Origin of the sequence: Bradyrhizobium sp. Bra78 (assembly GCF_024519855.1) — a bacterium.
Lineage (GTDB): Bacteria > Pseudomonadota > Alphaproteobacteria > Rhizobiales > Xanthobacteraceae > Bradyrhizobium > Bradyrhizobium japonicum_G.
The window spans coordinates 112669-136130 of the sequence record NZ_JALJRE010000015.1; the positions used below are offsets into that span (position 1 = coordinate 112669).

Genomic DNA, 23462 nt, shown 5'->3' on the forward strand with positions numbered 1-23462 from the left:
CGGCACCACGCTGTCGCGCCGACCAACCGCCGGTGCGACAGCCTTGGGCTGGGTCTTACGCCACCTCGCGCTCCGGCGCGGACGCCTGCTCGCGGGCCATCGTCGTTGCCGTGACGTAGTCGGTCTTGCCGGTGCCGAGCAACGGCACCTTGTCGACCACCATGATCGCCGCGGGCACGGCCAGTTCGGATGCGCCGATGGCCTTGGCCTGGCCCTGCATCGCACTGCGCTCGGCGGCCTTTTCCGTCGTCAGCAGCACGATGCGCTCGCCCTTGCGCGGGTCCGGGATCGACACGGCAATCGATGCGGCGTGCGGCCACAGGGTCGTCGCGATGGTCTCGACCGCGGACAGCGAGACCATTTCGCCTGCGATCTTGGCGAAGCGCTTGGCGCGGCCCTTGATGGTGATGAAGCCGGCCGCGTCGATCGCGACGATGTCGCCGGTGTCGTGCCAGCCCTCCGCGAGCACTTCGAGCACGCCGGGATTTTCGGCCCGCAGATAGCCGAGCATCACGTTCGGTCCGCGCACCGAGAGGCGTCCACCTTCCTCGATGCCGGGGACCGGATCGAGGCGGCTTTCCATCAGCGGCGACAGCCGGCCAACGGTGCCGGGGCGATTGGCCATCGGCGTGTTCATCGCCAGCACCGGCGCCGTCTCGGTGACGCCATAGCCTTCGAGGATGCGGATGCCGTAACGCTCCATGAACACCTGCCGCGTCCTATCCTTGACCGCCTCGGCGCCGGCGATCACCAGGCGCAGGGTGCGGAAGTCATAGGCATGCGCCGAGCGGGCGTAGCCGGCAAGGAACGTGTCGGTGCCGAACAGGATCGTGGCGCCGGTCTGGTAGATCAGCTCGGGCACGATCCGGTAGTGCAGCGGCGAGGGATACATGTAGATCGGAATGCCCGCGAGCAGCGGCATCATCATGCCGCCCGTGAGCCCGAACGAGTGGAACACCGGCAGCACGTTGAACACCTTGTCATTGGCGTTGGCATCGACCCGCGCCAAAGCCTGCGCCGCGTTGGCGAGGATGTTGCGGTGGGACAACACCACGCCCTTGGGCGTGCCTTCCGAACCCGACGTGAACAGCACCACGGCCGGATCGCTGGCCTGGCGGGTGACGCGCGGCGCGGTGCCTGCGAGCAGGCCCTTGATCTTGTCGGCCGTGCTGATCGAGGCGCGGACGTCCTCGAGATAGACCACGCGCGCCTCGGCGGAGATCGCAGCCATCAGCTTGTCGAGCTTGCCCTTCTCGATGAAGGCCTTGGACGTCAGCACGGTCCTGACCTGCGCGGCCTTCATGGCGGCGAGCACGTTGACCGGGCCCGCCGAGAAGTTGAGCATCGCCGGCACCCGGCCGATGTTCTGCAGCGCCATGAAGACGACGGCGACGCCCGCGGAGTTCGGCAGCAGCACGCCGACATTCTCGCCGACCGCGGTGCCGTTCTCGAGCTTCCGGCTCAAGACCTGCGCGCCGAGAATCAGCTTGCGATAGGTCAGCTTGGTGCCGAGCGCGTCCTCGACGATGACCTTGCCGGTGTCGCGGTCGCGATAGGCATGTCCGAGCGCCTCGAACAGCGTGTGATCGAGCATGGCGTTCTTCACGAGGGCGTCGATCATCACGTCCTGGAGCGCGGCGCCGGCGGCATTGCGGCGCGTCTTGCCCTTCAGCGCCGGATCGACCGGCAGCTTGACCGGCGGCAGGATCGTCACCGTTACCCGCGGAAACCACGTGCGCTTGATCTGGCTGCTGTTGAGGTAGCTGAGATGCGAGCGCTGCGCGCCTTCGATGCGCACCGGCACGACCACCGCGTCGGCCTTGTCTGCGATCATCGCGGTGCCGTCATAGACCTTCATCAGCGAGCCGGAGACGGTGATGCGTCCTTCCGGGAAGATGACCACCGGTTCTCCGGCGGCGACGAGCTTGATCAGGTCGCGCGCGGCCAGCGGCTTGGTCGGGTCCATGGTGTAGTGCTTGACCACGCGCAGAAACGGCTTGGCCCACCAGGCCTTGGCGATGCCGGTGTCGACCGCGAAGCTCGCGTCGATCGGCAACACGGCGTGCAGCAGCGGGCCGTCGATCAGGCTGACATGGTTGGGCGCGATCAGCATCCGGGTGCCCGGAGGCGGCAGGTTTTCTAGGCCGCGAACCTCGGTGCGGAAGAGGGCGCGGAACAGCAGTCCGCCGAAATCGCGCACGCCCTCCTTGCCCCACTTCGTGAGCACGAACCACACCGCGCCGAAGCTGGCGACGCCGAGGCCGAAGAAGATCCAGCCGATATGGAGGCCCGCCGCCTGCAGCAGCGCGACGAACAGCGAGCCGGCCACCATGAAGGCCGCCTGCAGCACATTGCCGGCGGCGATGATGCGGGCGCGCTCGGATGCTGCCGACCAGGCCTGGACCGCGGCGAAGGAGGGAACGACGAACAACCCGCCGCCGAATGCGAAGGCGACGAAGTCGACCAGCATGCGCAGGCCCGCGAACGAGGTTGCGAAGTCGGCGGCGGTGATGTCTTGACCCTTGGCGGTCACACCGATCGCCCAAGCGAGATCGAGGCCCGCAAACCCCATGATGATGGCGCCGATCGGCACCAGTGCGAGGTTCGGGCGAACGTGGCTGAGGCTTGCTGCGAACAGCGAGCCGATGGCGATGCCGATTGCGAAGATCGCAAGACACAGCGTCACCACGCCCTCGGTACCGCCGACGACGTCCTTGACCAGCGCCGGGAGCAGCGACAGCACGATCGCGCCGACCAGCCAGAACCAGGAGACGATCACGGTGCCGTCCCATAGCCGGTGGTCGGCGTGCAGCGTCTTCAACAGGCCGAGCGTCGAGGTCCAGGGATTGGCGTTGACGGGCAGGTCGGGTGCAGACGGCGTCGTCGCGGGGATGCGGGAGGCGAAGGCCCATGACAGCAGGGCCAGCACGACAACGGCCGATGCGACCCAGCCCATATGCGCGGAACCGGCCACGAACTGGCCGCCGGCGACGGTGCCGAGCAGGATGGCCATGAAGGTCGCGCCTTCGACCAGCGCATTGCCGCTCGCAAGCTCTCCGAGTTCGAGCTGATCCGGCAGCATCGCGTATTTCACGGGGCCGAACAGGGCGGCGATGATGCCGAACAGCGCGAGCGCTGCGAACAACAGCGGCACCGAATGCAGGAAGAAGCCAGCGGCGGCAAAGGCCGCGGCGAAGATCTCGGCGAATTTGAGCCGCCGCGCGACGACGGACTTGACGTATTTGTCGGCGAGCTGGCCGCCGAGCCCGGACAGGATGAAATAAGGGAAGATGAAGACGGCGCCTGCGACAGTCACCAGCGCATCGCCGTGGCCGGTCGCGGCACTGTAAAGCAGGATGATGACGAGTGCGTTCTTGAGCACGTTGTCATTGAGTGCCGAAAAGAACTGCGCCCAGAACAGCGGCGCGAAGCGGCGTGACGACATCAATTCCCTGATCATGACCAGTCCTGTTTTGGAAGGCAGCCTGAGATAGTTTCATTGTCGGTTGGACGTCGGGTCCAGAGGATATGCGACGGGCAATTGCGGGTTGACGGTCGCCCCGGCCTGCTCTGCGCGCTTACCTTCCGATCCTGTTGGTCTCCGCACGGTGTGGTTTGGTTCGCAATGGTTCGGTTACGGCCTGTCGAGCTCCGGTAGGGGACCGCGCCCGCCGGGATATCGCCGCGGGCGGTGAGGAAAACCTGAACCGCATCGCCGAAGGTCGCGGCATCGGCTTCGAATGTCGGGACATGGTAAGTCCTTTCTTGCAACCTGATATTGCATTCGAGGTGACCCAAACGTGCCGGCTGCTCCCGCCTCAGGTGAGTTGGGAGAGGCGGCGGAAGGGCGAGAGGTGGCCGATAAGGCTGAAGCGGCGGCCCTCTTGGCGGGCACGGGCGCGGTTGGCCCGCCACATCCGGAAGGTCGCGCGGCGCTCGCTCAGTACACCGGCAATGTCGCAGGCATTCGCGATGCGATCGATCGGCGTCATCGCGAGCCGCAGGATAGCGCGGCCCAATCCGGTCACGAGGGATGCGGCGTCGTCGATGAAGGTGAAGGCGATATCAACAGCGAGCGTTTGCATTTTGCAGGTCTCCAGGTTAAATTGAACAATGTTCATGTGAGTAGCTTGAAAATGAACAATGTTCAAGAAGAATCGCTGCGGGACCGAAAAAAATATCGCCGGCGGCTCCAGGTCGTGAAGATCGCCCGCAGTATCATTGCGGCTAAAGGCCTGAGATCGCTGAAGGTTCGGGACGTTGCGGAGGCCGCCGGCTGCTCGGTTGGCAGCGTCTATAACGAGTTTGGCGACTTCGACGGGGTGATCCTGACGGTCAACCGGGAGACCGTTCAGGCGCTGACGATGCGTCTTGGCCAGGTTCCTGCCGAGGATCCCGTTCGCCAGCTCTACGGGCTTGCCGCGACCTACCTCGAATTCTTCGCCGAGCACGCCAACCTGCTGCGCTCGCTGTTCGAGCATCGGATGGAGGACGACCGTCCTTATCCCGATGATATCCTGCAGATGGTGATGGATGCTTTCGCCTTGATGCATCCACCTCTGGTGCGGCTGTTGCCCGATGCGGATGACGTCAAGATCGCACTGTTGTCGCGCACGCTGTTTTCGGCGGTGCACGGGATCATCTCGCTCGGTCTCGAAGAGCGCATGGTGGCGGTGCCGCCTCAGATGCTGCGCCAGCAGATCGAACAATTCCTCGACGCGCATCTTGCGGGTCTCGGGATTCTGCCTCGACGGTGAGAGGGGCGAGCAGCGTCAGGCGCGGGCAGCCTCGCGCGGCCGGGCTGCGACAACGACGACGTCGGCTTTCGCACTCTCGACCTGAACCCGGTTGCGGCCCCTCTCCTTGGCGCGATAGCAGGCGGTATCCGCACGCCGCATCGCGTCCTCGAGCGTGGTCTTGCCGCCGGAGATGCAGGCAACGCCGATGCTGGCGGTCACCGCGAAGCAACGGTCGTCCCAGGCGAAGCTGAACAGCTCGAGCGATCGCCGCAGCCGTTCGGCGATATCGACGGCATGCGAGGGCGGGCAGTGCGGCAGGATCAGGCCGAATTCGTCGCCGCCGAGCCGGGCCACCAGGTCGTGTGGCCGCCGGTCCTGTTGCAGCAGGCGCGAGACCTGGCAAAGCAGGCGGTCGCCGGCGAGATGGCCGCAACTGTCATTGACGTTCTTGAACTGGTCGAGGTCCAGCAGGATCAGGACCAGCGGTCCCGCCGCGGTCGTGTCCAGCTCGCCTTGCAGTCGCGCCTCGAAGGCGCGGCGGTTGGACAAGCCGGTCAGCCAATCGTGCGATGCCTGCCAGGCCAGACGTTCCTTCTCGGCGTGCAAGGCATCCTCGATTGCATGTCGTTGCAGCACCAATCGCCGCGTATGCCAGATCAGCAGCAGGATCAGCGTCGCGGCGGTGACGATGTTGATGCAGGTAAGCGTCACCTTGATCGCGCGGGAGCCTTCGCCGAGGACGGTGGAGAAGCGATTGGCATGCACCGTGAACTGGGTGTTGAGCTCCGAGAGCCGCGACGACAGGAAGCGCAGGCGGCCGCTGTCCTGAACAGGGCCCTTCTCCAGCTCGGACCGGATGACCTCGCCGAAGACGCTCAGCTCCAGCAGCATGGGATCGGTAGCAGCCCACTCGCTGATCGCTTCCTGGAGGAAGCTGACGCGGCTGAAATAGCGAAACAGCCAGATCAATCCCGGAACGTCATCGGGATGATTGCCGCCTTGCAGGAAGCCGATGCGGGCGGCCTCGACGTCAACCGGATCGCGCTCGAGCGCCCAGCGCGCGAACTCGTCGCCGATGGGAACGGAGAGTGAAGCCTGGTATTGCGCGAACTGGTTCGGCTCGCCCGAATGCAGATAAAGATTGAGGAAATAGACGGCGTTCTTCTGCGAGCGCGACCACAGCGCTTCGCCCGCGACATAGGCGCGGACCGATGACATCACCTCGAGGCTGAATCCCGCAATCGCCGCCTGGAGCACGACGACCATGACGAAAGGCGAGACGAGCTTGATGACGTGAAGGAAGCTGCCTCCCTTCGTCGACGACGTTGTCCTGCGAAACACCTGCGTTCCCCAAATCGATCAACGAACCCCTGTGGAGCGTTGCGCCTGCAACGCCAAGTAGAGGACAAGGTTGCTTAACTCGACCTCAATTCCGCAGGGGACTGCATCGGAGGGTGAAGGCGTCGTGAAGTGGATGTGTGCAGATCGTTGCAAATGCCGACAAACCGGAACCGGCGCGGCAACTGCAAACCAATGCCTCGCATTCGTCCTGCGCGGGTTACCTGATCGAGAGAGTTTGGTCCGGTGCTAGACCAGCACCGGCTTGCGCACCCGGCCGACATCGCCGAACACGCGCAAATAACGCTCGATCTCGGAGGGCATGCCGGTTGCCTTCTCCGGATTGTCGGAGAGCTTGACCGCCGGGTGGCCGTCGACAGACGACACTTTGCAAACGATCGAGATCGGGTCGAGATTGATCGAGGCGTCCGGCGGGCAGCCGACGAAATCATTGGTGAGGTTGGTGCCCCAGCCGAAGGACAGACGCACCCGGCCACCGAAATGCTGATAGGTCTCCTCGATCGAGCCCACGTCCATCGCGTCGGAGAACACCAGCAGCTTGTCCTTGGGATTGCGGCCCTTCTGCTCCCACCACTTGATGATTTCTTCGCCGGCCTGGATCGGCGGCGCGCTGTCGGGGCGGAAGCCGGTCCAGTCGGCGACCCATTCCGGCGCATCGCGCAGGAAGGCCTTGGTGCCGAAGGCGTCGGGCAGTGCGATCAGGAGGTTGCCGCCATAGGTTTGGCGCCACTGGTCGAGGATGCGATAGGGCGCCCAGCGCAACTCCTCGTCGTCCCTGGCGAGCGCGGCCGCGACCATCGGTAGCTCATGCGCATTGGTGCCGATCGCTTCGAGATCATTGTCCATCGCGAGCAGCACGTTCGAGGTGCCGATGAAGGATGGGCCGAGGCCTTCCTTCACCGCCTCGACGCACCAGCGCTGCCAGAGGAAGCCGTGGCGACGGCGGGTGCCGAAGTCGGACAACCGGAGGCCCTCCAGCTTGCGCAGCCGCTCCACCTTGGTCCACAGCTTGGCCTTGGCCCGGGCATAGAGCACGTCGAGCTCGAAGCGGCCGCGGCCCTTCATCGCGGCGCGCGAGCGTAATTCGTTGAGGATCGCGAGTGCGGGAATCTCCCACATCGTGGTGTGGGTCCAAGGCCCATGGAAATGCAGCTCGTATTGACCTTCGACCTTGCGCAACTCGTATTCGGGCAGGCGGAATTCGGCCAGCCAGCGAATGAAGTCCGCCGAGAACATGTGGGTCTTGCCGTAGAAGGTGTTACCGGCAAGCCAGATCAGCTCCTTCTTGCCGAAGCGAATGGTGCGGGCGTGGTCGAGCTGGGCGCGCAGCTCGCCCTCGTCGATGATCTCGGAGAGCCGGACATGCCGCGAGCGGTTGATGACCGAGAAGGTCACCTGCTGATTCGGGTACGATTCCCGAATCATCTGCAACATCAATAGCTTGTAAAAGTCGGTATCCAGCAGGCTGCGGATGATGGGATCCAGCCGCCAGCTGTGATTGTAGGTCCGGCTCGCAATGTCGGTCACTGTCATGGGGGGAATTCTAGCGTGGCTCCCCCTGCGCAACCAGTGGGTTTGGCGAGGATCAGGCTGTCCTCGGGCCGGGGGGGCGATCGCTCAGGCCTCGGCCATCGCCGCCGCGGTCTCGAGCTGGCTCCTGACCCACCGTTGGGCAGGATCTTTCTGGTAGCGCTGGTGCCAGACCATGAACATCGGCAGCTCGGCCAGCGTTCGCGTACGGGATGCCAGTGGAATCCGCGCTTGCGCGAAGCCGCGCATCACGCCGGAGGCGAGCAGGCTCGGCATGCTCGCCAGCATCTGCGAGCCGCGCAGGAACGACGGCACGCCGGAAAAGCTCGGCACCGAGATCGCGATGTCGCGGTGGAAGCCGTTCGCCGCGAGCCGGCGATCGAAGTCGAGCCGCTCATTGTCGGTATAGACCACCGTGATGTGGCGCGCCGCGAGATAGGCGCCGCGGCCGGCCGGCGCGGTGCGCGTCTTGGGATCGAAGTAGCAGACGTAATGATCGCTCAGCAGTCGCTTCTGCACGATGTCGACGCCGGAAGGAGGCAGCGGCGTGATCAGGAGATCGCAGCGGTTCTCGCGCAGCATCGCAGGCGAGGGCGATTGCGAGGGGATCACGCGCAGGTTCAGGCTCTTTACTTGTGCGGCAACATGGTCGAAGAACCGCGGTAGCAGCAAATCGCGCTGGAAATCATTGGCGGCGATCGTCAGCGAGAGTTGCGCGCGAGCCGGTTCGAAGCTGACGCCGCCGGCAAAGCTGCGCATCTCGTCGATCAGCGCGCGGGCTTTCGCGGCTAGCGCCTGGGCGTGCGCGGTGGCAACGATACCGCGGCCGGACTTGGCGAACAGCGGATCGCCGGCGATCCGCCGCAGCTTGTTCAGGCCGTGGCTGACCGCGGATTGCGTCAGGCCGAGCCGCGTTGCGGCCGCTGTCACAGAACCTTCCTCCAGCACGGCGAGGAACAGTTCGAGCGCGTGGCCGTCCAGGGCCAAATGATCGATTTCTTTCATGCAATTCATTATAATCGATCTATTTATCTTGAGAATAGATCGTTCCATGATCTCCCGATAAGCCGCGCCCGGATCCGGGCGCCAAGGGAGAGACATGCCGATGAATGCCCAGGCTCCATTCCCAGCCTTGCAGGATCCCCGCCTCAACCGCCCCGAGCCGTTCACGCCGCCGCTCGGCGACGGCGGTTTCTTCCAGCGCGATCGCTCGATCCATCCGCCGGCGCATGCGCCCGGTTACAAATCCTCGGTCCTGCGGTCGCCGCGCCAGGCGCTGTTGTCGCTGGAGAATTCGGTTTCGGAGATCAGCGGACCGGTGTTCGGCCACAATGATCTCGGCCCGCTCGACAACGACCTGATCCGCAACTACGCCAAGGACGGCGATCCCGTCGGCGAGCGCATCATCGTCCACGGCCGCGTGCTGGACGAGACCGGCCGCGGCGTGCCGCACACACTGGTCGAGTTCTGGCAGGCCAATTCCGGAGGCCGCTACCGGCACAAGAAGGACACCTATCTGGCGCCGATCGATCCGAATTTCGGCGGCTGCGGCCGCGCGCTGACCGACGACACCGGCTATTATTATTTCCGCACCGTGAAGCCCGGGCCCTATCCCTGGCGCAACTACGTCAATAGCTGGCGTCCCGCCCACATCCATTTCTCGGTGTTCGGTTCGGGCTTTGCGCAGCGGCTGATCACCCAGATGTATTTCGAGGGCGATCCCCTGATCCCTGTCTGCCCGATCCTGACGACGATTCCGGACAAGGACGCGCTGGACCGCCTCGTCGCGCCGCTCGACCTCAATGCCTCCACCCCGTTCGACTCGCTCGCCTACCGCTTCGACATCGTCCTGCGCGGCCAGCGCTCCACCTTCTTTGAAAACCGCCCGGAAGGAAACTGAGCAATGCCGCAGCAGCTCAACTACCTCAAGGAGACCGCCTCGCAGACCGCCGGGCCCTACGTCCATATCGGGCTGATCCCGGCCATGGCAGGCTTCGACATCTTCGAGAAGAATTTTTCGAATGTCCTGGTGACGCCGAATACGCAGGGCGAACGCATCGTGCTGGAGGGCAAGGTACTCGACGGCAGCGGCACGCCGCTGCGCGACGTGCTGCTGGAAATATGGCAGGCCAATGCGGCCGGCCGTTACAACCATCCGGCCGATCGCTCCGCCGCCGCGCTGGAACAGGATTTTCGCGGCTGGGGCCGCGGCGGCTCGGATTTCGACAGCGGGCTCGTCACCTTCGAGACCATCAAACCGGGCGGGATCATCGACAGGACGGGGCGCAAATGCGCGCCGCACATCAATGTCTGGATCGTCGCGCGCGGCATCAACATCGGCCTCAACACGCGGCTGTACTTCTCGGATGAAGAGGCGGCCAATGCCGTCGATCCCGTGCTCAACCTGGTCGAACCGGCGGTGCGCCGCAAGACGTTGATTGCCACGCGCAGCGAACGCGGCGGCAAGGTGGTGTATTCCTTCACGATCAATTTGCAGGGGCCGGAAGAGACGGTGTTCTTCGACGTCTGAGGCCTCAATTGTCCTCGCCATGGAGCTGCGCGCGAAAGGCGCGTGGCGACACTCCCGTGGCAGCGGCGTAGACGCGGCTGAAATAGGCGGGGTCCTCGAAGCCGAGCGCATAGGCGATCGTCGAGACCGGCAGGTTGGTGTAGACGAGGTTGCGCCGTGCTTCGCGGATCAGGCGGTTGAGGATCAGGTGCGAGGCCGTGTCGCCGGTCGCCGCCCGCGTCATCCGGTTGAGATGGGTCGGCGTGATCGACAGCGCGCCTGCATAGTCCGCAACGCTCCAGCGTTCCAGGTGATGCTGCTCCAGAAGCGCCTCGAAACGCCGGAAGAGTCCGCTTTCCGCCGTGCCGGTGCCGACGCTCTCGCTGGTGAGCGCGCGGGCCACAAGTCCGATCATGGCCGCCGACAGTGCACGCAGCACATGCGCGCGGCCGAAATCGCGTGCGGCGTGCTCGGCAAAGATCTGCTTCATGGTCGAGCGGACCTGCGGCGTGCCGCGTACCACGGCCGATCGTGACAGCGCGCCGCGCAGGCCTTCCGAGGCAAGCAGGGCCTCGTCCAATATTTCCGCGGCGATGGTCAGCACCCAGCCTTGCGTATCAGGCACGAAGCGGAAGCCATGGACGTGGCCGACAGGCACGTTGACGATTTGCATCGGCTTCAGCTGCACCACTCGCCCGTCGAGCGTAGCTTCGCCGCCGCCGTGCTCGATCAGCAGCACCTGGTGCAGCCGGGCATGGCGGTGCACGGCCAGTGTCCAGTCGTGCAGCACCGAGCGCGCCGCGATCGTTTCGCAATGCACGACGTCGGGAAGGTCGCCGGACTCGCCGAACAGATTGTAGACCCGGATTGCCGGGGCAGGGGACAAGCTTCGCATGTTCGAATTGTACAAGACAAAGACGAAACCCTCCATCGGTTTGCGGCGCCGAAACTGCAAAAAACTGCCGACGGGAGGACGCAAAAATGAAAGTTCAGGTCTGTATCATCGGTGGTGGGCCGTCCGGATTGCTGTTGTCGCAGCTCCTGCATTTGAAGGGCATCGACACGGTCGTGCTGGAGAAATACAGCCGCGACCACGTGCTCGCCCGCATCCGTGCCGGTGTTCTCGAGCATGGCTTCGCCAGGCTGATGCGCGAGGCGCAATGCGGCGAACGGATGGACCGCGAGGGCGAGATCCACAACGGTTTCGAGATCGCACATGACGGCGTGCTCTCCCATATCGATCTGCACCGGCATTCCGGCGGCAATTCGGTGCTGGTCTACGGCCAGACCGAGCTGACGCGCGATCTCTACGAGGCGCGCGACCGACTCGGCGGCAACGTCGTGCACAATGCCGAGGACGTGACGCCGCACGACCTCACGTCTGATCGGCCTTACGTGACCTATCGTTCGAACGGCGAGATCATCCGGGTCGATTGCGACTATATCGTCGGCGCCGACGGCTTTCACGGCGTCAGCCGCAAGTCGATCCCCAAGGACGTGCTGCGGGAATATGAGAAGGTCTATCCGTTCGGCTGGCTCGGCGTGCTGTCGCGTACCAAGCCGGCCTCGCCGGAGCTGATCTATGTGAAGCACTCCCGCGGCTTTGCGCTGTGTTCTCTGCGCTCACAAGTGCTGAGCCGCTATTACGTCCAGGTGCCGCTCACCGACAAGGTGGAGGACTGGAGCGACGATGCATTCTGGGCCGAGCTGAAGCGCCGCCTGCCGGAGGAGGTCGCAGGCCGCCTGATCGCGGGACCGGCCATCGAGAAGAGCATCGCGCCCTTGCGCAGCTTCGTCGCCGAGCCGATGAGCTACGGTCGTTTGTTCCTCGCCGGCGATGCCGCGCACATCGTGCCGCCGACGGGCGCGCGTGGGCTCAATAGCGCGGCCTCGGACATCTACTATCTCTACCACGCCATGCTCGCGCATTATCGGAACGGCGATGATTCCGGACTCCGGGGCTATTCGGCAAAGGCACTGGCGCGGATATGGAAGGCGCAACGCTTTTCGTGGTGGATGACGATGCTGCTGCACCGTTTTCCCGACCGGAGCGACTACGAGGAGCGGCTCCAGCAGACCGAACTCGAATATCTACTCTCGTCCGAGACGGCGCAGCGGCTGCTGGCAGAGAATTACGTGGGGTTGCCGTTCTAGTGCTCGCAAATGCCGCTATTTGCCTTCCAGCGTATTCACCGGCGTCCATTCAGAAGGCGGCGGGCTGGAGGCGTGTCGCCGCGCGCGTTCAGCGAACAGCGCTGATGCCGGATCGCTGTCTGCCGCGTCATCGAACGCGTCGGCTGCCTTCGCAAACTCCCGCGCGCGCCAGCAAGCCAGTCCGCTTGCGTAAGCGGCGGCCATCTTCGTCTGACCGGCGGTCTCCGCGCCCTTGACCGCGAGCGGCTCGAACACCTTGATCGCCTCGCCGCGTCCCATCACCCTGATCGCGTCGAGCTCGCGCCAGGCGAAGGCATCGCCGGTCTGGGCCATCGTCGTCTCCGAAGCCATGATCGCGGTGCCGTAATATTTGTTGGCGCCTTCGAGCCGCGAGGCGACGTTCACGGTGTCGCTCATCACGGTGTAGTTGAAGCGGCGGCGGGAACCGATGTTGCCGACAACGGCCTCGCCGCTGTTGAGCCCGATGCGGTGCGACAGGCCGCGGCCGGCGAAGGCGGCACTGCCGGCGTTGAGCTCTGCCAGCTCCTCGTGGCATTTCAGCGCGGCCCGGACGGCGTTGCACGCGTGCGTGGGATCGTCGGCGGGCGCACCGAACATGGCGACGATGGAATCGCCGATATATTTGTCGACATAGCCGCCATGGCTTTCGATGATGTCGGTCATGGCGGACAGATACTCGTTCATCAGGGTCACCAGCTCGCCCGGCGTCATCGTCTCCGCGATCGAGGAGAAGCCGCCGAGGTCGGAGAAAAACATGGTGACGTTGCGCATCTCGCCGCCGAGCGCCGGCATCTTGCCCGAGGCGATCATGGTGTCGATCACTTCGGGTGCAAGGTAGAACGCGAAACTCTTGCGCAGGAAACGCTCGTCGCGGTCGGCCAGCACGAAACGGTAGCCGATCATCATGGCGAGCGCGGCAAGGCTCGCCAGTGCCGGCTCCGTCAGTGGCAGCGCCAAGGCATGGACGAATGCGCCGACGGCCATTGCGGCGTAGACGGCGGTGAGGCCGAACCATGCGAGCAGCGCGCCACCCGGTGCGAGCACGCAGGCCGCGCAAGCGATGATTGCTGAGAACACGATCGTGAGAATGCTCCGTAGCGGAAAGCCAAGCTCGGTCACGGCGTCGCGCTCGATCAGATTTCGGACTGCGGTGGCGTGCACGAAGACGCCGGCGACGTCGCTGCGGGTCTTCTGTGCGATGCTAGCCGGTGCGGGCAGGGCGCATCTTGCGGCCGGCGTTCCGTCATGTCCACCGGACAGGCGCATGGAGGTGAGCTTGCGGTCCTCGAAATTCAGGGCGGTGCCGAGCAGCACGACCTTGCCGTCGAATGCGCGGCGGAAGAAATCGCGGTCGCCTTTTTCGACGCAGGCCCGGAGGTCGGCGAACGAAAAGGTCGGTACGTCGCGGCCCATCCCTCGAAAATTGAGCGTGAGTGTATTCGGCACCACGCTCGGGATGGCATAGCCGGACAGTTCGGTCGCGCCGGACGGTGCGATCTCAGGCTTTGCACCGAGCGCGCGCGCGGCGAGCTCGACGGCCATGGCAGGCACCGGCTTGCCGTCGATGGAGAAAGTGAGCGGCATTCGCCTGATGACATCGTCCGCATCGGTGTAGACATTGAGCGCACGGACGTTGTTTCGCACCGCCAGTTGCTGCGCGCGATAGGGTGGTTCTGGATGGTCGTTGCTCAGGATCTCGCCGAGCACCAGCTTGCCATTGTCTGATATCTGCCGCAGGGCGATCAGATAGTCCCGGTCAAATCCCTTCATGCGGGCGCCGAGCGGCGCGTCGCCGAAGGGAATCTCCGACTGCTCGATCGAGTTCTTGAAGATGACGTCGAAGCCGATCACCTTGGCACCGCCCTCGGTGATGCTTCCGAGCACCCGGCCGATCTCGCGCGTCCAGGTCTGCGTCGGTGATCCCTTGAAGGGCGGGGTCTCGTAGGTCTCGCCGTCGATGGCCACGACGACGACCGGCGATGTCGCGGGATCGCGGTGGTCGCCGATCAGCTTGCCGCGCAGCGCCGTGAGGATGTCGAGCGACAGGCCTTGCAGGGTCTGGAGCGGCGGAGACGTGGCGACCGCGCCCGTAAGGAGCGCAATCAGGATCGCCGCAACGATGTCCCCCCTGCCGATCCGCCGCATCGCCCCGTCGCTGGTTGCCTATTCGAGCCGCAGCAGGCGGCCGACGATCGGCGTCGGCGAGGACGTGGCGCTGGCATCGATCTGGAACGCGTAGCGCTTGGTACCGAGAATGGCGAGGTAACTACCGCCCGGGGTCAGTGACTTTCCGGCCTTGGCAAAGTCGTAGAACTTGCCGCCGACCATGGTCTCGCTCTTGAGCGGCACGCTGATCGTTGGCTCCTTGCCATCGGTGCGTTCGATCACCAGGGTGCTGCCGCTCTTGGCCTGCACCAGCGGCGCGACGCCGTAGAGCGTCGGCAGCCTGGCCGGAGCGCCCTTGGCGTCCGAGCGCATGGTGCGGAAAGTCGTCGCGGCACTCTGGTTCGCCTCGCGGTCCGACAGTTTTGCCGCGTTGGTATCGCAGGGCACCTTTTCCCGCTTGACATCGCCGAGTTGCACGGTGCTCTGCTCGGTGCCGACCAGGACGACGCCTTCGCTGATGGTCTCGCGTAGGCAGGATTTCAGATAGCTGAGCGTAATGCTTGCCTTGGGTCCCAGCTTGATGATCCTGCCCGGCGCCACATAATCCATGAACGCGATGCCGTCGACCTTGCCCTGCACATCCTCGACGATGGCGGCCGGAGTCTCCGCCAAAGCGGGGGCCGAAAGACAGCACGCGCCGACAACGGCGCCGATCAGGCTTCTCATGGGAATTCTCATCCAATTCGACCGATGCTTGCCCGGTCCCCGTCCTGGCCCGATGCTTAGCAGCGGAGCGCCCAGGCAAGTGTGACCAGAATCACTCTTAGTTATTGGTGCACTCTATCAGGAACAGGTTCAAACCGGCGACCGGAGAAACGGTGCGACGGCAAGCCTTTGGCCGGATTGATAATATCATTCGGCAGGGATGGCCTCGGCCAAAGTGACCTCGACCGGGTGGCTCTCCGCTGCACTCTCTATATAAGGAGCGCACATGTTGTATAAGGAGCGCACATGTTGGGAGCGAGCGTGGCCTCGGTCTTCTGATACGGCGTCGCCTGTTGACCGGCGGCGATTTCCACCACCTCGTCCCAGCGCGACAGGAAGGCCCCGACACAGGCCGGGTCGAACTGTCGGCCCTGGTTTTCGACCAGATAGTCGCGCGCCACTTCCAGCTCCATCGGCTCTTTATATGGCCGCCGCGTCGTCAGCGCATCGAAGACGTCGGCGACCGCGACCACGCGTGCGGCGACCGGGATCTCGTCTGCCTTGAGGCCGTTCGGATAGCCCGCGCCGTCCCAGCGCTCGTGATGGCCTGCGGCAATCTGCGCACCGAGCTGGATCAGCTCGCAGCTGGAATCCGCCAGGATCCTTTCGCCGATCGTCGCATGGGTGCGAATTACCGCCATCTCCTCGTCGGTCAGCTTCGCGGGCTTGAGCAGGATGTTGTCGGGGATGGCGACCTTGCCGACGTCGTGCAGAGGGGCGGCCAGATAGATGTCGCGGCAGAGCCGGGCCGGCAGGCCGAGCTGCTCGGCGATGATGCGGCTGTAGCGGGCGACCCGCAGCGTGTGCTCGCCGGTGTCGTTGTCGCGGTACTCGACCGCGAGCGCGAGCCGCAGGATGATCTCCTCTTCGCGCTCGCCGAGCTTCCGGGTCGCGGCCGCCACCGCGCTCGCCAGATCGGCCGCACGGTCGTTCTGCTTGCGCACGGCTGCACCAAGCCGCACCAGATTGCGCAGGCGCACCGTCATCTCGAGGCTCTGTGGCTGTTTCGGTAAGAAATCGGTTGCACCAGCCTGCAGCGCTTCCATCTTCACGTCATCGGTCTGTCGCGACGTGATCATCGCGATCGGGATGTCGGCGCAGCCGGGCAGGGTGCGGAAGGCGCGGATGAAGCTGATGCCGTCCATATGCGGCATCTCGTAGTCGACCAGCACGAGATCGAAGACACGCTCGCGCGCGCAGGCCAGCGCCTCGACGGGATCGAGGAAGGTGGTAGCCTCGACCAGGCCTTCGGCTTCGATATGACGTTTCAGGAAATTGAGGACAGAGCGGCTGTCATCAATCAGAAGCGCTTGGGTCAGCATCGGCGGCCCGACTCGTTCGGATGGCGAAGCATGACCTCAACGAATAGCCTTTGCGATTTAACGCGGAGCAAACATCCAACCCGTGCCGAACTGCCTCGAGACCGCGCGCGGCGCATGAGATTTGGGCGGGCCATGCACGTCTGCATGCATACGCGAAGTTCTTCGAATTGTGACCCGTAGTTGTACGGAGGCGCTCATTAGGGGTTTGCATACTCTCCGTTGCGAATAGTCGTCGAGCGGGATTCTCGCCATGCGTGCAGAGAATCCTGAGGAAATTTGGGGGACGCATGTCGTCTGATGTCACCGAGCCGAAATGGTCCCTTCGGCTGCCTGCCGATTGCAGCATCGCTGCGATCCGCAATGTCTACGACCTCATTCGCGAGGCGTTCGGCCGGCAGGATCGGCTCGAGATCGATTGCTCAAGCGTCGACAAGGCCGACGTGACCTCGATCCAGCTTCTGCTGTCCACCGCCAAGACCGGCGAGGCCCAGGGCCGGCCTGTGGTCCTGACCTCCTTCTCCCAGTCTCTGCGCAACACCCTTCGCCGCGCCGGCTTCGCCAGCGAGGCGATGATCGATCAGCATTTCCCGCAAAAGAAAGATGGCGCCTAATGGCCACGATTCTCACGGTCGACGACTCTCCCAGCATCCGGCAGATGATCAAAGTCGTGCTCGAGCCGGCCGGTCACAGCGTCATCGAGGCCGGCGACGGCGCACAGGGGCTCGCCAAGGCGCAAGCCGGCAAGCTCGATCTCGTCATCACCGACCTCAACATGCCCGTCATGAACGGCCTGGAGCTGATCCGGGCGCTGCGCAAGCTTCCGAGCGCGGTCGGCATGCCCATCGTGTTCCTGACCACCGAATCCAATGACACGGTGAAGCAGGAGGCCAAGAGCGCCGGAGCCACCGGCTGGATCACCAAGCCGTTCAAGCCCGAGCAGTTGCTCGCTGTCGTCGGCAAGCTGGTGCGTGCATGAGCGCAATGGACCCGACCGAGGTCTTTCGTCAGGAAGCCAGCGAACTCTTCGAAGTTCTTGAAGGGGCCCTGCTCGATCTCGGCCAGCGTCCCGACGACCGCGAACTGGTCGATTCCGCATTCCGCGCCCTGCATACGATCAAGGGCTCGGGCGCCATGTTCGGCTTCGACAAGGTCGCCTCGTTCACCCACGAATTCGAGACGGCCTTCGACCGCGTCCGCAAGGGCGAGATCAAGCCGACGCAGGATCTGATCTCGGTCGCGCTCGCGGCCAAGGACTACATCCGCGCGCTGATCGAGGATCCCCAGTCGACCGACGACGTCATCGGCAATGCCATCCTTGACGACCTCAAGCGATTCGTGTCGTCGGACCAGCCTGTCGCATCCGTCGGCGGGATCGCCGATGCGCCTGTGCCGGTCCCCGGCGGGAGCGAGCAGGCCGGCTGGCATCTCTATCTGGAATTCGAATCCCACATCCTGCGCAACGGCTCGAACCCGCTCGACCTGCTGGAAGATCTCTGCAAGCTCGGGCCCTGCTTTGTCGTGCCGGTGACCGACGGCATCCCGTTCCTCGACGAGATGGATCCGGAAGACTGCTATCTGAAGTGGGACGTGAAGCTGCACGCCGCCTGCGACAAGGACGCGATCGACGACGTCTTCATGTTCGTCCAGGACGAGATGAAGCTGACGCTTTCGCCGCTGGAGCAGGTCGAAGCGCCGGCGCCGATGCCGCTCTTCCAGCTGCTCGACGAGGAGCCGGCTCCGCCGGTCGAAATGCCTGTGCCGATGGTCGAGGCGGCCGCGCCGATTGCCGCGCAGCCTGCCGTCAAGGCGGAGCCCAAATCTGAATCGAAGCCGAACCCCAAATCCGAATCGAAGTCCGAGGCCAAGCGCGACGATCGCGGCATCGCCACCGTCCGCGTCCAGGCGGAGCGTCTCGATGAGCTGATGGACCGCGTCGGCGAGCTCGTCATCGCCCAGGCGCGCCTGACCCAGCTAGCTTCGTCCGGCTCCGACCTTTCGATCAAGATGATCGCCGAGGAAATCGAACGTCTTGCCTCGTCCCTGCGTGACACCACGATGGGCGCGCGCATGGTGCCGATCGGCTCGCTGTTCGGGCGGTTCCGCCGCCTGATCCACGATCTGTCGCGCGATCTGTCGAAGCCGGTCGAATTCGTCACCACGGGCGAGGATACCGAGCTCGACAAGACCATGATCGAGTGCCTCGCCGATCCCCTGGTTCACCTGATCCGCAACGCCATCGACCACGGCATCGAGGACACCGCGACTCGCGCTGCCAACGGCAAGACGGAACAGGGCCGGATCGAGCTCGCTGCTGTCCATTCCGGCGCGCAGGTGCTGGTCACCGTGAAGGACAATGGCGGCGGCCTCAACACCGCGCGGATCCGAGCGAAAGCGGAAGAGCAGGGCCTGATCGCGGCTGGCGCCGTGCTCACCGACCACGAAATCCACCAGTTCCTGTTCCACCCGGGCTTCTCGACCGCGCAGACCATCTCGGCGCTGTCCGGCCGCGGCGTCGGCATGGACGTGGTCAGGCGCACCATCGAGAACATGCGCGGCACGATCGATTTGTCGACCAGACCAGGCCAGGGCACCACGGTGACGCTGCGCCTGCCGCTAACGCTCGCGATCATCGAGGGTCTCTTGATCCGCGTCGGCGAAGGCCGCTACATCATTCCGCTGTCGGCGGTGGAGGAATGCATCGAGCTGACGGCCGAGGACGAGCGCTCCCGCGGTCGCAACTTCCTCAACGTGCGCGGCAACCTCGTACCCTTCCTCAGGCTGCGCGAGATCATGACCGCATCGGGCACGCCGGACCGGCACCAGAAGACCATCATCATCTCGACCGGCGAGACTCACGTCGGTCTCGTCGCCGACCAGATCATCGGCAACCACCAGACCGTGATCAAGTCGCTCTCCAAGCTGCATTCGGACGTCACGATCTTCTCCGGCGCGACCATCCTCGGTGACGGTACGGCGGCGCTGATCCTCGACGTTGCGCAGCTCGTGACGCTGGCGCAGTCGAAAGTCGAGAAGCAGCACATCAGCGAGGCGGCGTGATGTACGAGATGCAGGCCGGCGAGTCTAAGGCGGGCGCGATGCAGGTCGTGATGATCGGCCTCGGCGAGGAGAAGTTCGCGCTCGACGCGGGCCTCGTGCGCGAGATCATCGATCCGGTCCCCGTGACCAGGGTCGCGGGCGCGCGGTCGTTCGTTCCCAGCGTGATCAATGTGCGCGGCAACGTCATTCCGCTCGCGGACCTGCGCATCCGCTTCGGCATGCCGCAGCTCGACGACTCGGCCGACACGCGCATCGTCGTCATCGAGCTCGATCTCGACGGTGAGCCGGTGCTGGTCGGTCTGACCGCCGACAAGGTCTACGAGGTCACCGAGATATCGCAGACCGACGTGCAGCAGACACCGCGCGTCGGCATGCATTGGAAGCCGGAGTTCATTCGCTTCATCGCCAAATGGCGTGAAGAGTTCGTCATCGTTCCCAACATGGAACGCATCCTGAATTGAAATGAGGTCTCGGGGCGAGACTGGGGTAGAGGCTGGAAATGAGATTTACGGTCAAGGCAAAGCTTGCCGGCGCGTTCGGGCTGGTCATCGTCCTGTCCATGGTCGCGGGTGGCGTGGCCTACATGAAGCTCGGCGATATGATGGCGACCGCCGACAACATGGTCCTGCGCGCGAAACGCATGGAAAAGGCAACGGAGATCGAGAAAGACATTCTGATCCAGCTTCGCGCGGAAAAGAACGCCATCATCGGTAGCGAGACTGAGGTCGAGCAGGCCGCGGCCGACGCCGCCAAACGCCGCGAGAGCGCCCTGAAGACCAAGGACGAAGTCTACGCGTTGGCGAGTGAGGCTGGTCGGAAGCTGCTCGATGGCTTCGCCGTGACCTACGCCAGGATGAACGCCTATCAGGAGGAGACGATCCGGCTTGCAAAGACCGACAAGGTCAAGGCGACCGAACGCTCGACGAACGAGGGGCGCAAGGTGGTGAATGATGCGCTCGAATCCATGGGCGTTTATGTCGAGAACACAAAGAAGCAGATGGCGGAGCAGGCCGTTCAGTCGAAGGACGAAGGCCACCAAGCCCAGTTCATGCTGCTGACGCTGCTCGGTGTCTCGCTGATGGTTGCGATCGGCGCGGCCTTGTGGATTTCGATCTCGATCAGCCGGTCGCTTGGCCGTGCGGTCGGTCTTGCCGGCGCAGTGGCTGAGGGCGATCTCAGCCAGACCATTCCCTCGGCCAGCAACGACGAGATCGGCGACCTCGTCGGGTCTCTGAATGCGATGGTCGAGAAGCTTCGGCAGATCGTCGCCGAGGCGCTCACGGCCGCGCAGAACGTCTCCGCCGGCAGCCAGGAACTGTCCGCAAGTGCGGAGCAGCTGTCGCAGGGCGCGACCGAGCAGGCCTCCTCCGCGGAAGAAGCCTCGTCCTCGATGGAAGAGATGGCCTCGAACGTGAAGCAGAACGCCGACAACGCCAACCAGACCGAGAAGATCGCCGCGCAGTCGGCCAAGGACGCCGAGGCCAGCGGCGTCGCGGTGGGGCGTGCCGTCAACGCGATGCAGACCATTGCCGAGAAGATCACGATCGTGCAGGAGATCGCGCGACAGACCGACCTGCTCGCGCTCAACGCCGCGGTCGAAGCCGCGCGCGCCGGCGAGCATGGCAAGGGCTTTGCGGTGGTCGCCTCCGAGGTGCGCAAGCTCGCCGAACGCAGCCAGGCGGCGGCGGCCGACATCGGTACGCTGTCGACGGAGACCGTCAAGGTCGCGCAGGAAGCAGGCTCTATGCTGTCCAAGCTCGTGCCCGACATCAAGAAGACCGCCGAGCTGGTCCAGGAGATCACCGCCGCCTGCCGCGAGCAGGACGTCGGTTCGGCCCAGATCAACCAGGCGATCCAGCAGCTCGACAAGGTCGGCCAGCAGAACGCCAGCGCTTCCGAGCAGGTCTCGTCCACCTCGGAAGAGCTCGCCTCGCAGGCCGAGCAGCTTCAGTCCACTATCTCCTTCTTCCGGATCGAGCACGCCAACCACAATGAAAGAGCCGCAGCCGCGCCGATCGACCGTGCGGTCGGCCAGCTGCGCGCCAAGGCGGCAACCATGGCGGCGGCTGATCGCGGCTCGAAAAAGCCTGCGCCGGTCCGCAAGCCGGCACGCGCGATGAAGGTCGCTGGCGGCGGCGGCTTCGCTTTCGACATGCATGACGGCGAAGACGACCGCGACGCCGAGTTCCAACGCTGATCAAAACGGTCCGGCCTCGTGCCGGACCGCGCTCATTCGCTACCCCTCGGTATCCCTGGACTGCATCATGGCCGCAACCTCGCAATATCTGACGCTCGGGCTCGCCGGAGAGACGTTCGGCATCAGCATCCGCAATGTCCGGGAAATTCTCGACATGCGGCCGATCTCGCGGCTTCCGCATGCACCGAACTTCCTGCTCGGCATGATCGACGTGCGCGGCAGCGGTTATCCGATCGTCGACCTCCGGACCAAGCTCGGTCTGCCGGCCGTGGAAGCGACCGAGGCGACCCGCATCATCATCCTCGACGTGCCGATGAAGGATCGTCTGGTCGGCGTCGGCTTCGTCGCCGATTGCGTGTTCGAGGTCACCGACATCGACGAGCAGGCGATCGAGCCGATCCCCGAGGTCGGCGGCAAATGGCAGTCCGACTATGCCGCCGGCATCGGCCGCAAGGGCGAGAAATTCGTCGTGATCTTCGATCTCGGCAAGCTGATGGCGAACGACGAGGTCCCGGAAGGACGTAACACGGCCGCGGATTCGTCCCGCGCCGCCTGAGTTTGCAAGTGCGTGGTCAAGCGTAAGCACCCCAATTCGAACCAACGAGATTGATATGAGATTCACCGTCAAAGCCAAGCTTGCCAGCGCGTTCGGCGTCGTCATCCTGCTCTCCATGATCGCCGGAGGCGTCGCCTATATGAAGCTGAACGATATGGTCGTGACGGCCGAGCACCTGTCGGCCAGGGCCGCTCGGCTGGCGAAGGTCGGCGAGCTTCAGGAAACCGTATTGCTTCAGGTACGAGCGGAAAAGAACACCATCCTGGCGGCCGATGCCGATCAGGACAAGTTTATCGGCCAGATCTCCCAGCTCCGCGAGCGCGCCCTGAAGGTGAAAGACGAGGTCTACGCCAGCGCGAGCGAGACCGGCAGAAAAATGATCGAGACGTTCGCTAACGCGTATGCAAATTCGAACAACGTCCAGGATCAAACGCTCGTGTTGGCAAAGCACGATAGAGCCAAGGCGACCGAGCGGTCCATGACCGAGGGCCTGAAGGCCTCCACGCCGGCGCTCACCGCGGCGAGCGACTACATCACCTATGTCAAGAAACAGATGGCCGACGAGAGCGAGCAGGCCAGGGTCGACGGCAGCCGTGCCACCATCACTCTGCTTTCGCTGATTCTTGCATCGCTGGTCATTGCCATAGGTGCCGCCGTCTGGATGGCGCTGAACATCAGCCGGTCGCTTTTCAGCGCGGTGAGCCTTGCCGACGCGGTGGCCATCGGTGATCTCAGCCGAAAGATCGAGCCCTCCAGCAATGACGAGATCGGGGATCTCATCAAGTCGCTGAATGCGATGACTGTGAATTTGAACCAGACCGCGGCTGTGGCGAACGAGATCGCTCATGGCAACCTCACGGTGGAGGCCAAGCCGCTGTCGGACAAGGACACGCTCGGTCTAGCCCTCGAGCGCATGGTGGAGAAGCTCCGGCAGATCGTGTCGGAGGCGCTCACGGCGGCGCAGAATGTCTCCGCCGGCAGCCAGGAACTGTCCGCGAGCGCCGAGCAGCTCTCGCAGGGCGCGACCGAGCAGGCTTCGTCCGCGGAAGAGGCCTCTTCTTCGATGGAAGAGATGGCTTCGAACGTGAAGCAGAACGCCGACAACGCCAACCAGACCGAGAAGATCGCCGCGCAGTCGGCCAAGGAT

General features: G+C 64.3%; 20 protein-coding genes. 11 read left to right on the forward strand and 9 right to left on the reverse strand.

Annotated features, from left to right (window positions below):
• Positions 1-55 precede the first annotated feature (55 nt).
• Both OC450_RS28520 and OC450_RS34340 read right to left on the reverse strand, forming a co-directional pair.
• On the reverse strand, positions 56-3460 hold the full coding sequence (locus OC450_RS28520; protein WP_211381824.1) for an acyl-[ACP]--phospholipid O-acyltransferase: 3405 nt from the start codon (positions 3458-3460) through the stop codon (positions 56-58).
• 358 nt (positions 3461-3818) lie between these two features.
• The gene (locus tag OC450_RS34340; RefSeq protein ID WP_306235818.1) at positions 3819-4085 is read right to left on the reverse strand and encodes a hypothetical protein; all 267 of its coding nucleotides are present in this window, start codon (positions 4083-4085) and stop codon (positions 3819-3821) included.
• Positions 4086-4136: 51 nt separating this feature from the next.
• Between OC450_RS34340 and OC450_RS28525 the strand changes: the two genes are divergently transcribed.
• Positions 4137-4757, forward strand: a complete 621-nt coding sequence (locus tag OC450_RS28525) for a TetR/AcrR family transcriptional regulator (protein ID WP_211382413.1) — start codon at positions 4137-4139, stop codon at positions 4755-4757.
• Positions 4758-4772: 15 nt separating this feature from the next.
• Here OC450_RS28525 and OC450_RS28530 read toward each other — a convergent pair whose 3' ends face one another.
• The 3 genes from OC450_RS28530 to OC450_RS28540 all read right to left on the reverse strand — a co-directional run bounded on the left by OC450_RS28530 (position 4773) and on the right by OC450_RS28540 (position 8642).
• Positions 4773-6080 (reverse strand): GGDEF domain-containing protein, encoded by a 1308-nt coding sequence (locus tag OC450_RS28530; protein ID WP_211381825.1) that lies wholly within the window; start codon positions 6078-6080, stop codon positions 4773-4775.
• A gap of 246 nt (positions 6081-6326) precedes the next feature.
• Positions 6327-7631, reverse strand: a complete 1305-nt coding sequence (gene pncB / locus OC450_RS28535; protein ID WP_262049097.1) for a nicotinate phosphoribosyltransferase — start codon at positions 7629-7631, stop codon at positions 6327-6329.
• Between the two features lie 84 nt (positions 7632-7715).
• Entirely contained in the window at positions 7716-8642 is a 927-nt protein-coding gene (locus OC450_RS28540) for a LysR family transcriptional regulator (protein WP_211381827.1), read from the reverse strand.
• Positions 8643-8733: 91 nt separating this feature from the next.
• Here OC450_RS28540 and pcaH point away from each other — a divergent pair, with 91 nt between their 5' ends.
• The gene (gene pcaH / locus OC450_RS28545; RefSeq protein ID WP_256809097.1) at positions 8734-9528 is read left to right on the forward strand and encodes a protocatechuate 3,4-dioxygenase subunit beta; all 795 of its coding nucleotides are present in this window, start codon (positions 8734-8736) and stop codon (positions 9526-9528) included.
• A 3-nt stretch (positions 9529-9531) separates the two neighbouring features.
• On the forward strand, positions 9532-10158 hold the full coding sequence (gene pcaG, locus OC450_RS28550; protein WP_211381828.1) for a protocatechuate 3,4-dioxygenase subunit alpha: 627 nt from the start codon (positions 9532-9534) through the stop codon (positions 10156-10158).
• A 4-nt stretch (positions 10159-10162) separates the two neighbouring features.
• Here pcaG and OC450_RS28555 read toward each other — a convergent pair whose 3' ends face one another.
• Positions 10163-11068, reverse strand: coding sequence for a helix-turn-helix domain-containing protein (locus OC450_RS28555; RefSeq protein WP_211381829.1), 906 nt, complete (start codon positions 11066-11068; stop codon positions 10163-10165).
• 50 nt (positions 11069-11118) lie between these two features.
• Between OC450_RS28555 and pobA the strand changes: the two genes are divergently transcribed.
• Positions 11119-12291 (forward strand): 4-hydroxybenzoate 3-monooxygenase, encoded by a 1173-nt coding sequence (gene pobA, locus OC450_RS28560; RefSeq protein ID WP_262049098.1) that lies wholly within the window; start codon positions 11119-11121, stop codon positions 12289-12291.
• A 15-nt stretch (positions 12292-12306) separates the two neighbouring features.
• On the opposite strand, the gene OC450_RS28565 is transcribed toward pobA, so the two are convergent.
• From OC450_RS28565 to OC450_RS28575, 3 genes are all read right to left on the reverse strand, one after another.
• Positions 12307-14457: an adenylate/guanylate cyclase domain-containing protein gene (locus tag OC450_RS28565; protein ID WP_262049099.1), complete on the reverse strand. Its 2151-nt coding sequence runs from the start codon at positions 14455-14457 to the stop codon at positions 12307-12309.
• An 18-nt stretch (positions 14458-14475) separates the two neighbouring features.
• Entirely contained in the window at positions 14476-15144 is a 669-nt protein-coding gene (locus OC450_RS28570; protein WP_256809058.1) for a hypothetical protein, read from the reverse strand.
• Positions 15145-15392: 248 nt separating this feature from the next.
• Positions 15393-16505, reverse strand: coding sequence for an HD domain-containing phosphohydrolase (locus OC450_RS28575; protein ID WP_262049100.1), 1113 nt, complete (start codon positions 16503-16505; stop codon positions 15393-15395).
• Between the two features lie 287 nt (positions 16506-16792).
• Between OC450_RS28575 and OC450_RS28580 the strand changes: the two genes are divergently transcribed.
• From OC450_RS28580 to OC450_RS28610, 7 genes are all read left to right on the forward strand, one after another.
• Positions 16793-17116, forward strand: coding sequence for a lipid asymmetry maintenance protein MlaB (locus tag OC450_RS28580; protein WP_211381834.1), 324 nt, complete (start codon positions 16793-16795; stop codon positions 17114-17116).
• Positions 17116-17481 (forward strand): response regulator, encoded by a 366-nt coding sequence (locus OC450_RS28585; RefSeq protein ID WP_018317043.1) that lies wholly within the window; start codon positions 17116-17118, stop codon positions 17479-17481. Before OC450_RS28580 ends, OC450_RS28585 begins: the two co-directional genes overlap by 1 nt.
• Positions 17478-19562 carry a chemotaxis protein CheA gene (locus OC450_RS28590; RefSeq protein ID WP_262049101.1) on the forward strand — a complete coding sequence of 695 codons (2085 nt, stop codon included), beginning with the start codon at positions 17478-17480 and terminating at the stop codon, positions 19560-19562. Before OC450_RS28585 ends, OC450_RS28590 begins: the two co-directional genes overlap by 4 nt.
• Positions 19562-20023: a chemotaxis protein CheW gene (locus OC450_RS28595; protein WP_211381836.1), complete on the forward strand. Its 462-nt coding sequence runs from the start codon at positions 19562-19564 to the stop codon at positions 20021-20023. Before OC450_RS28590 ends, OC450_RS28595 begins: the two co-directional genes overlap by 1 nt.
• A 38-nt stretch (positions 20024-20061) precedes the next feature.
• Positions 20062-21759 (forward strand): methyl-accepting chemotaxis protein, encoded by a 1698-nt coding sequence (locus tag OC450_RS28600; protein ID WP_262049102.1) that lies wholly within the window; start codon positions 20062-20064, stop codon positions 21757-21759.
• 67 nt (positions 21760-21826) lie between these two features.
• Positions 21827-22315, forward strand: a complete 489-nt coding sequence (locus OC450_RS28605; RefSeq protein ID WP_211381838.1) for a chemotaxis protein CheW — start codon at positions 21827-21829, stop codon at positions 22313-22315.
• Between the two features lie 55 nt (positions 22316-22370).
• Positions 22371-23462 (forward strand): HAMP domain-containing protein (locus tag OC450_RS28610; protein WP_262049103.1); only part of this gene is annotated, 1092 nt, incomplete at its 3' end.

What these genes read in the sequence shown, in the direction of transcription:
- OC450_RS28520 (WP_211381824.1), bottom strand. Translation starts at nt 3,460, where the DNA reads ATGATCAGGGAATTGATGTCGTCACGCCGCTTCGCGCCGCTGTTCTGG.
- OC450_RS34340 (WP_306235818.1), bottom strand. Translation starts at nt 4,085, where the DNA reads ATGCAAACGCTCGCTGTTGATATCGCCTTCACCTTCATCGACGACGCC.
- OC450_RS28525 (WP_211382413.1), top strand. Translation starts at nt 4,137, where the DNA reads ATGAACAATGTTCAAGAAGAATCGCTGCGGGACCGAAAAAAATATCGC.
- pncB (WP_262049097.1), bottom strand. Translation starts at nt 7,631, where the DNA reads ATGACAGTGACCGACATTGCGAGCCGGACCTACAATCACAGCTGGCGG.
- OC450_RS28540 (WP_211381827.1), bottom strand. Translation starts at nt 8,642, where the DNA reads ATGAATTGCATGAAAGAAATCGATCATTTGGCCCTGGACGGCCACGCG.
- pcaH (WP_256809097.1), top strand. Translation starts at nt 8,734, where the DNA reads ATGAATGCCCAGGCTCCATTCCCAGCCTTGCAGGATCCCCGCCTCAAC.
- pcaG (WP_211381828.1), top strand. Translation starts at nt 9,532, where the DNA reads ATGCCGCAGCAGCTCAACTACCTCAAGGAGACCGCCTCGCAGACCGCC.
- OC450_RS28555 (WP_211381829.1), bottom strand. Translation starts at nt 11,068, where the DNA reads ATGGAGGGTTTCGTCTTTGTCTTGTACAATTCGAACATGCGAAGCTTG.
- pobA (WP_262049098.1), top strand. Translation starts at nt 11,119, where the DNA reads ATGAAAGTTCAGGTCTGTATCATCGGTGGTGGGCCGTCCGGATTGCTG.
- OC450_RS28565 (WP_262049099.1), bottom strand. Translation starts at nt 14,457, where the DNA reads ATGCGGCGGATCGGCAGGGGGGACATCGTTGCGGCGATCCTGATTGCG.
- OC450_RS28570 (WP_256809058.1), bottom strand. Translation starts at nt 15,144, where the DNA reads ATGAGAAGCCTGATCGGCGCCGTTGTCGGCGCGTGCTGTCTTTCGGCC.
- OC450_RS28575 (WP_262049100.1), bottom strand. Translation starts at nt 16,505, where the DNA reads ATGCTGACCCAAGCGCTTCTGATTGATGACAGCCGCTCTGTCCTCAAT.
- OC450_RS28580 (WP_211381834.1), top strand. Translation starts at nt 16,793, where the DNA reads ATGTCGTCTGATGTCACCGAGCCGAAATGGTCCCTTCGGCTGCCTGCC.
- OC450_RS28585 (WP_018317043.1), top strand. Translation starts at nt 17,116, where the DNA reads ATGGCCACGATTCTCACGGTCGACGACTCTCCCAGCATCCGGCAGATG.
- OC450_RS28590 (WP_262049101.1), top strand. Translation starts at nt 17,478, where the DNA reads ATGAGCGCAATGGACCCGACCGAGGTCTTTCGTCAGGAAGCCAGCGAA.
- OC450_RS28595 (WP_211381836.1), top strand. Translation starts at nt 19,562, where the DNA reads ATGTACGAGATGCAGGCCGGCGAGTCTAAGGCGGGCGCGATGCAGGTC.
- OC450_RS28600 (WP_262049102.1), top strand. Translation starts at nt 20,062, where the DNA reads ATGAGATTTACGGTCAAGGCAAAGCTTGCCGGCGCGTTCGGGCTGGTC.
- OC450_RS28605 (WP_211381838.1), top strand. Translation starts at nt 21,827, where the DNA reads ATGGCCGCAACCTCGCAATATCTGACGCTCGGGCTCGCCGGAGAGACG.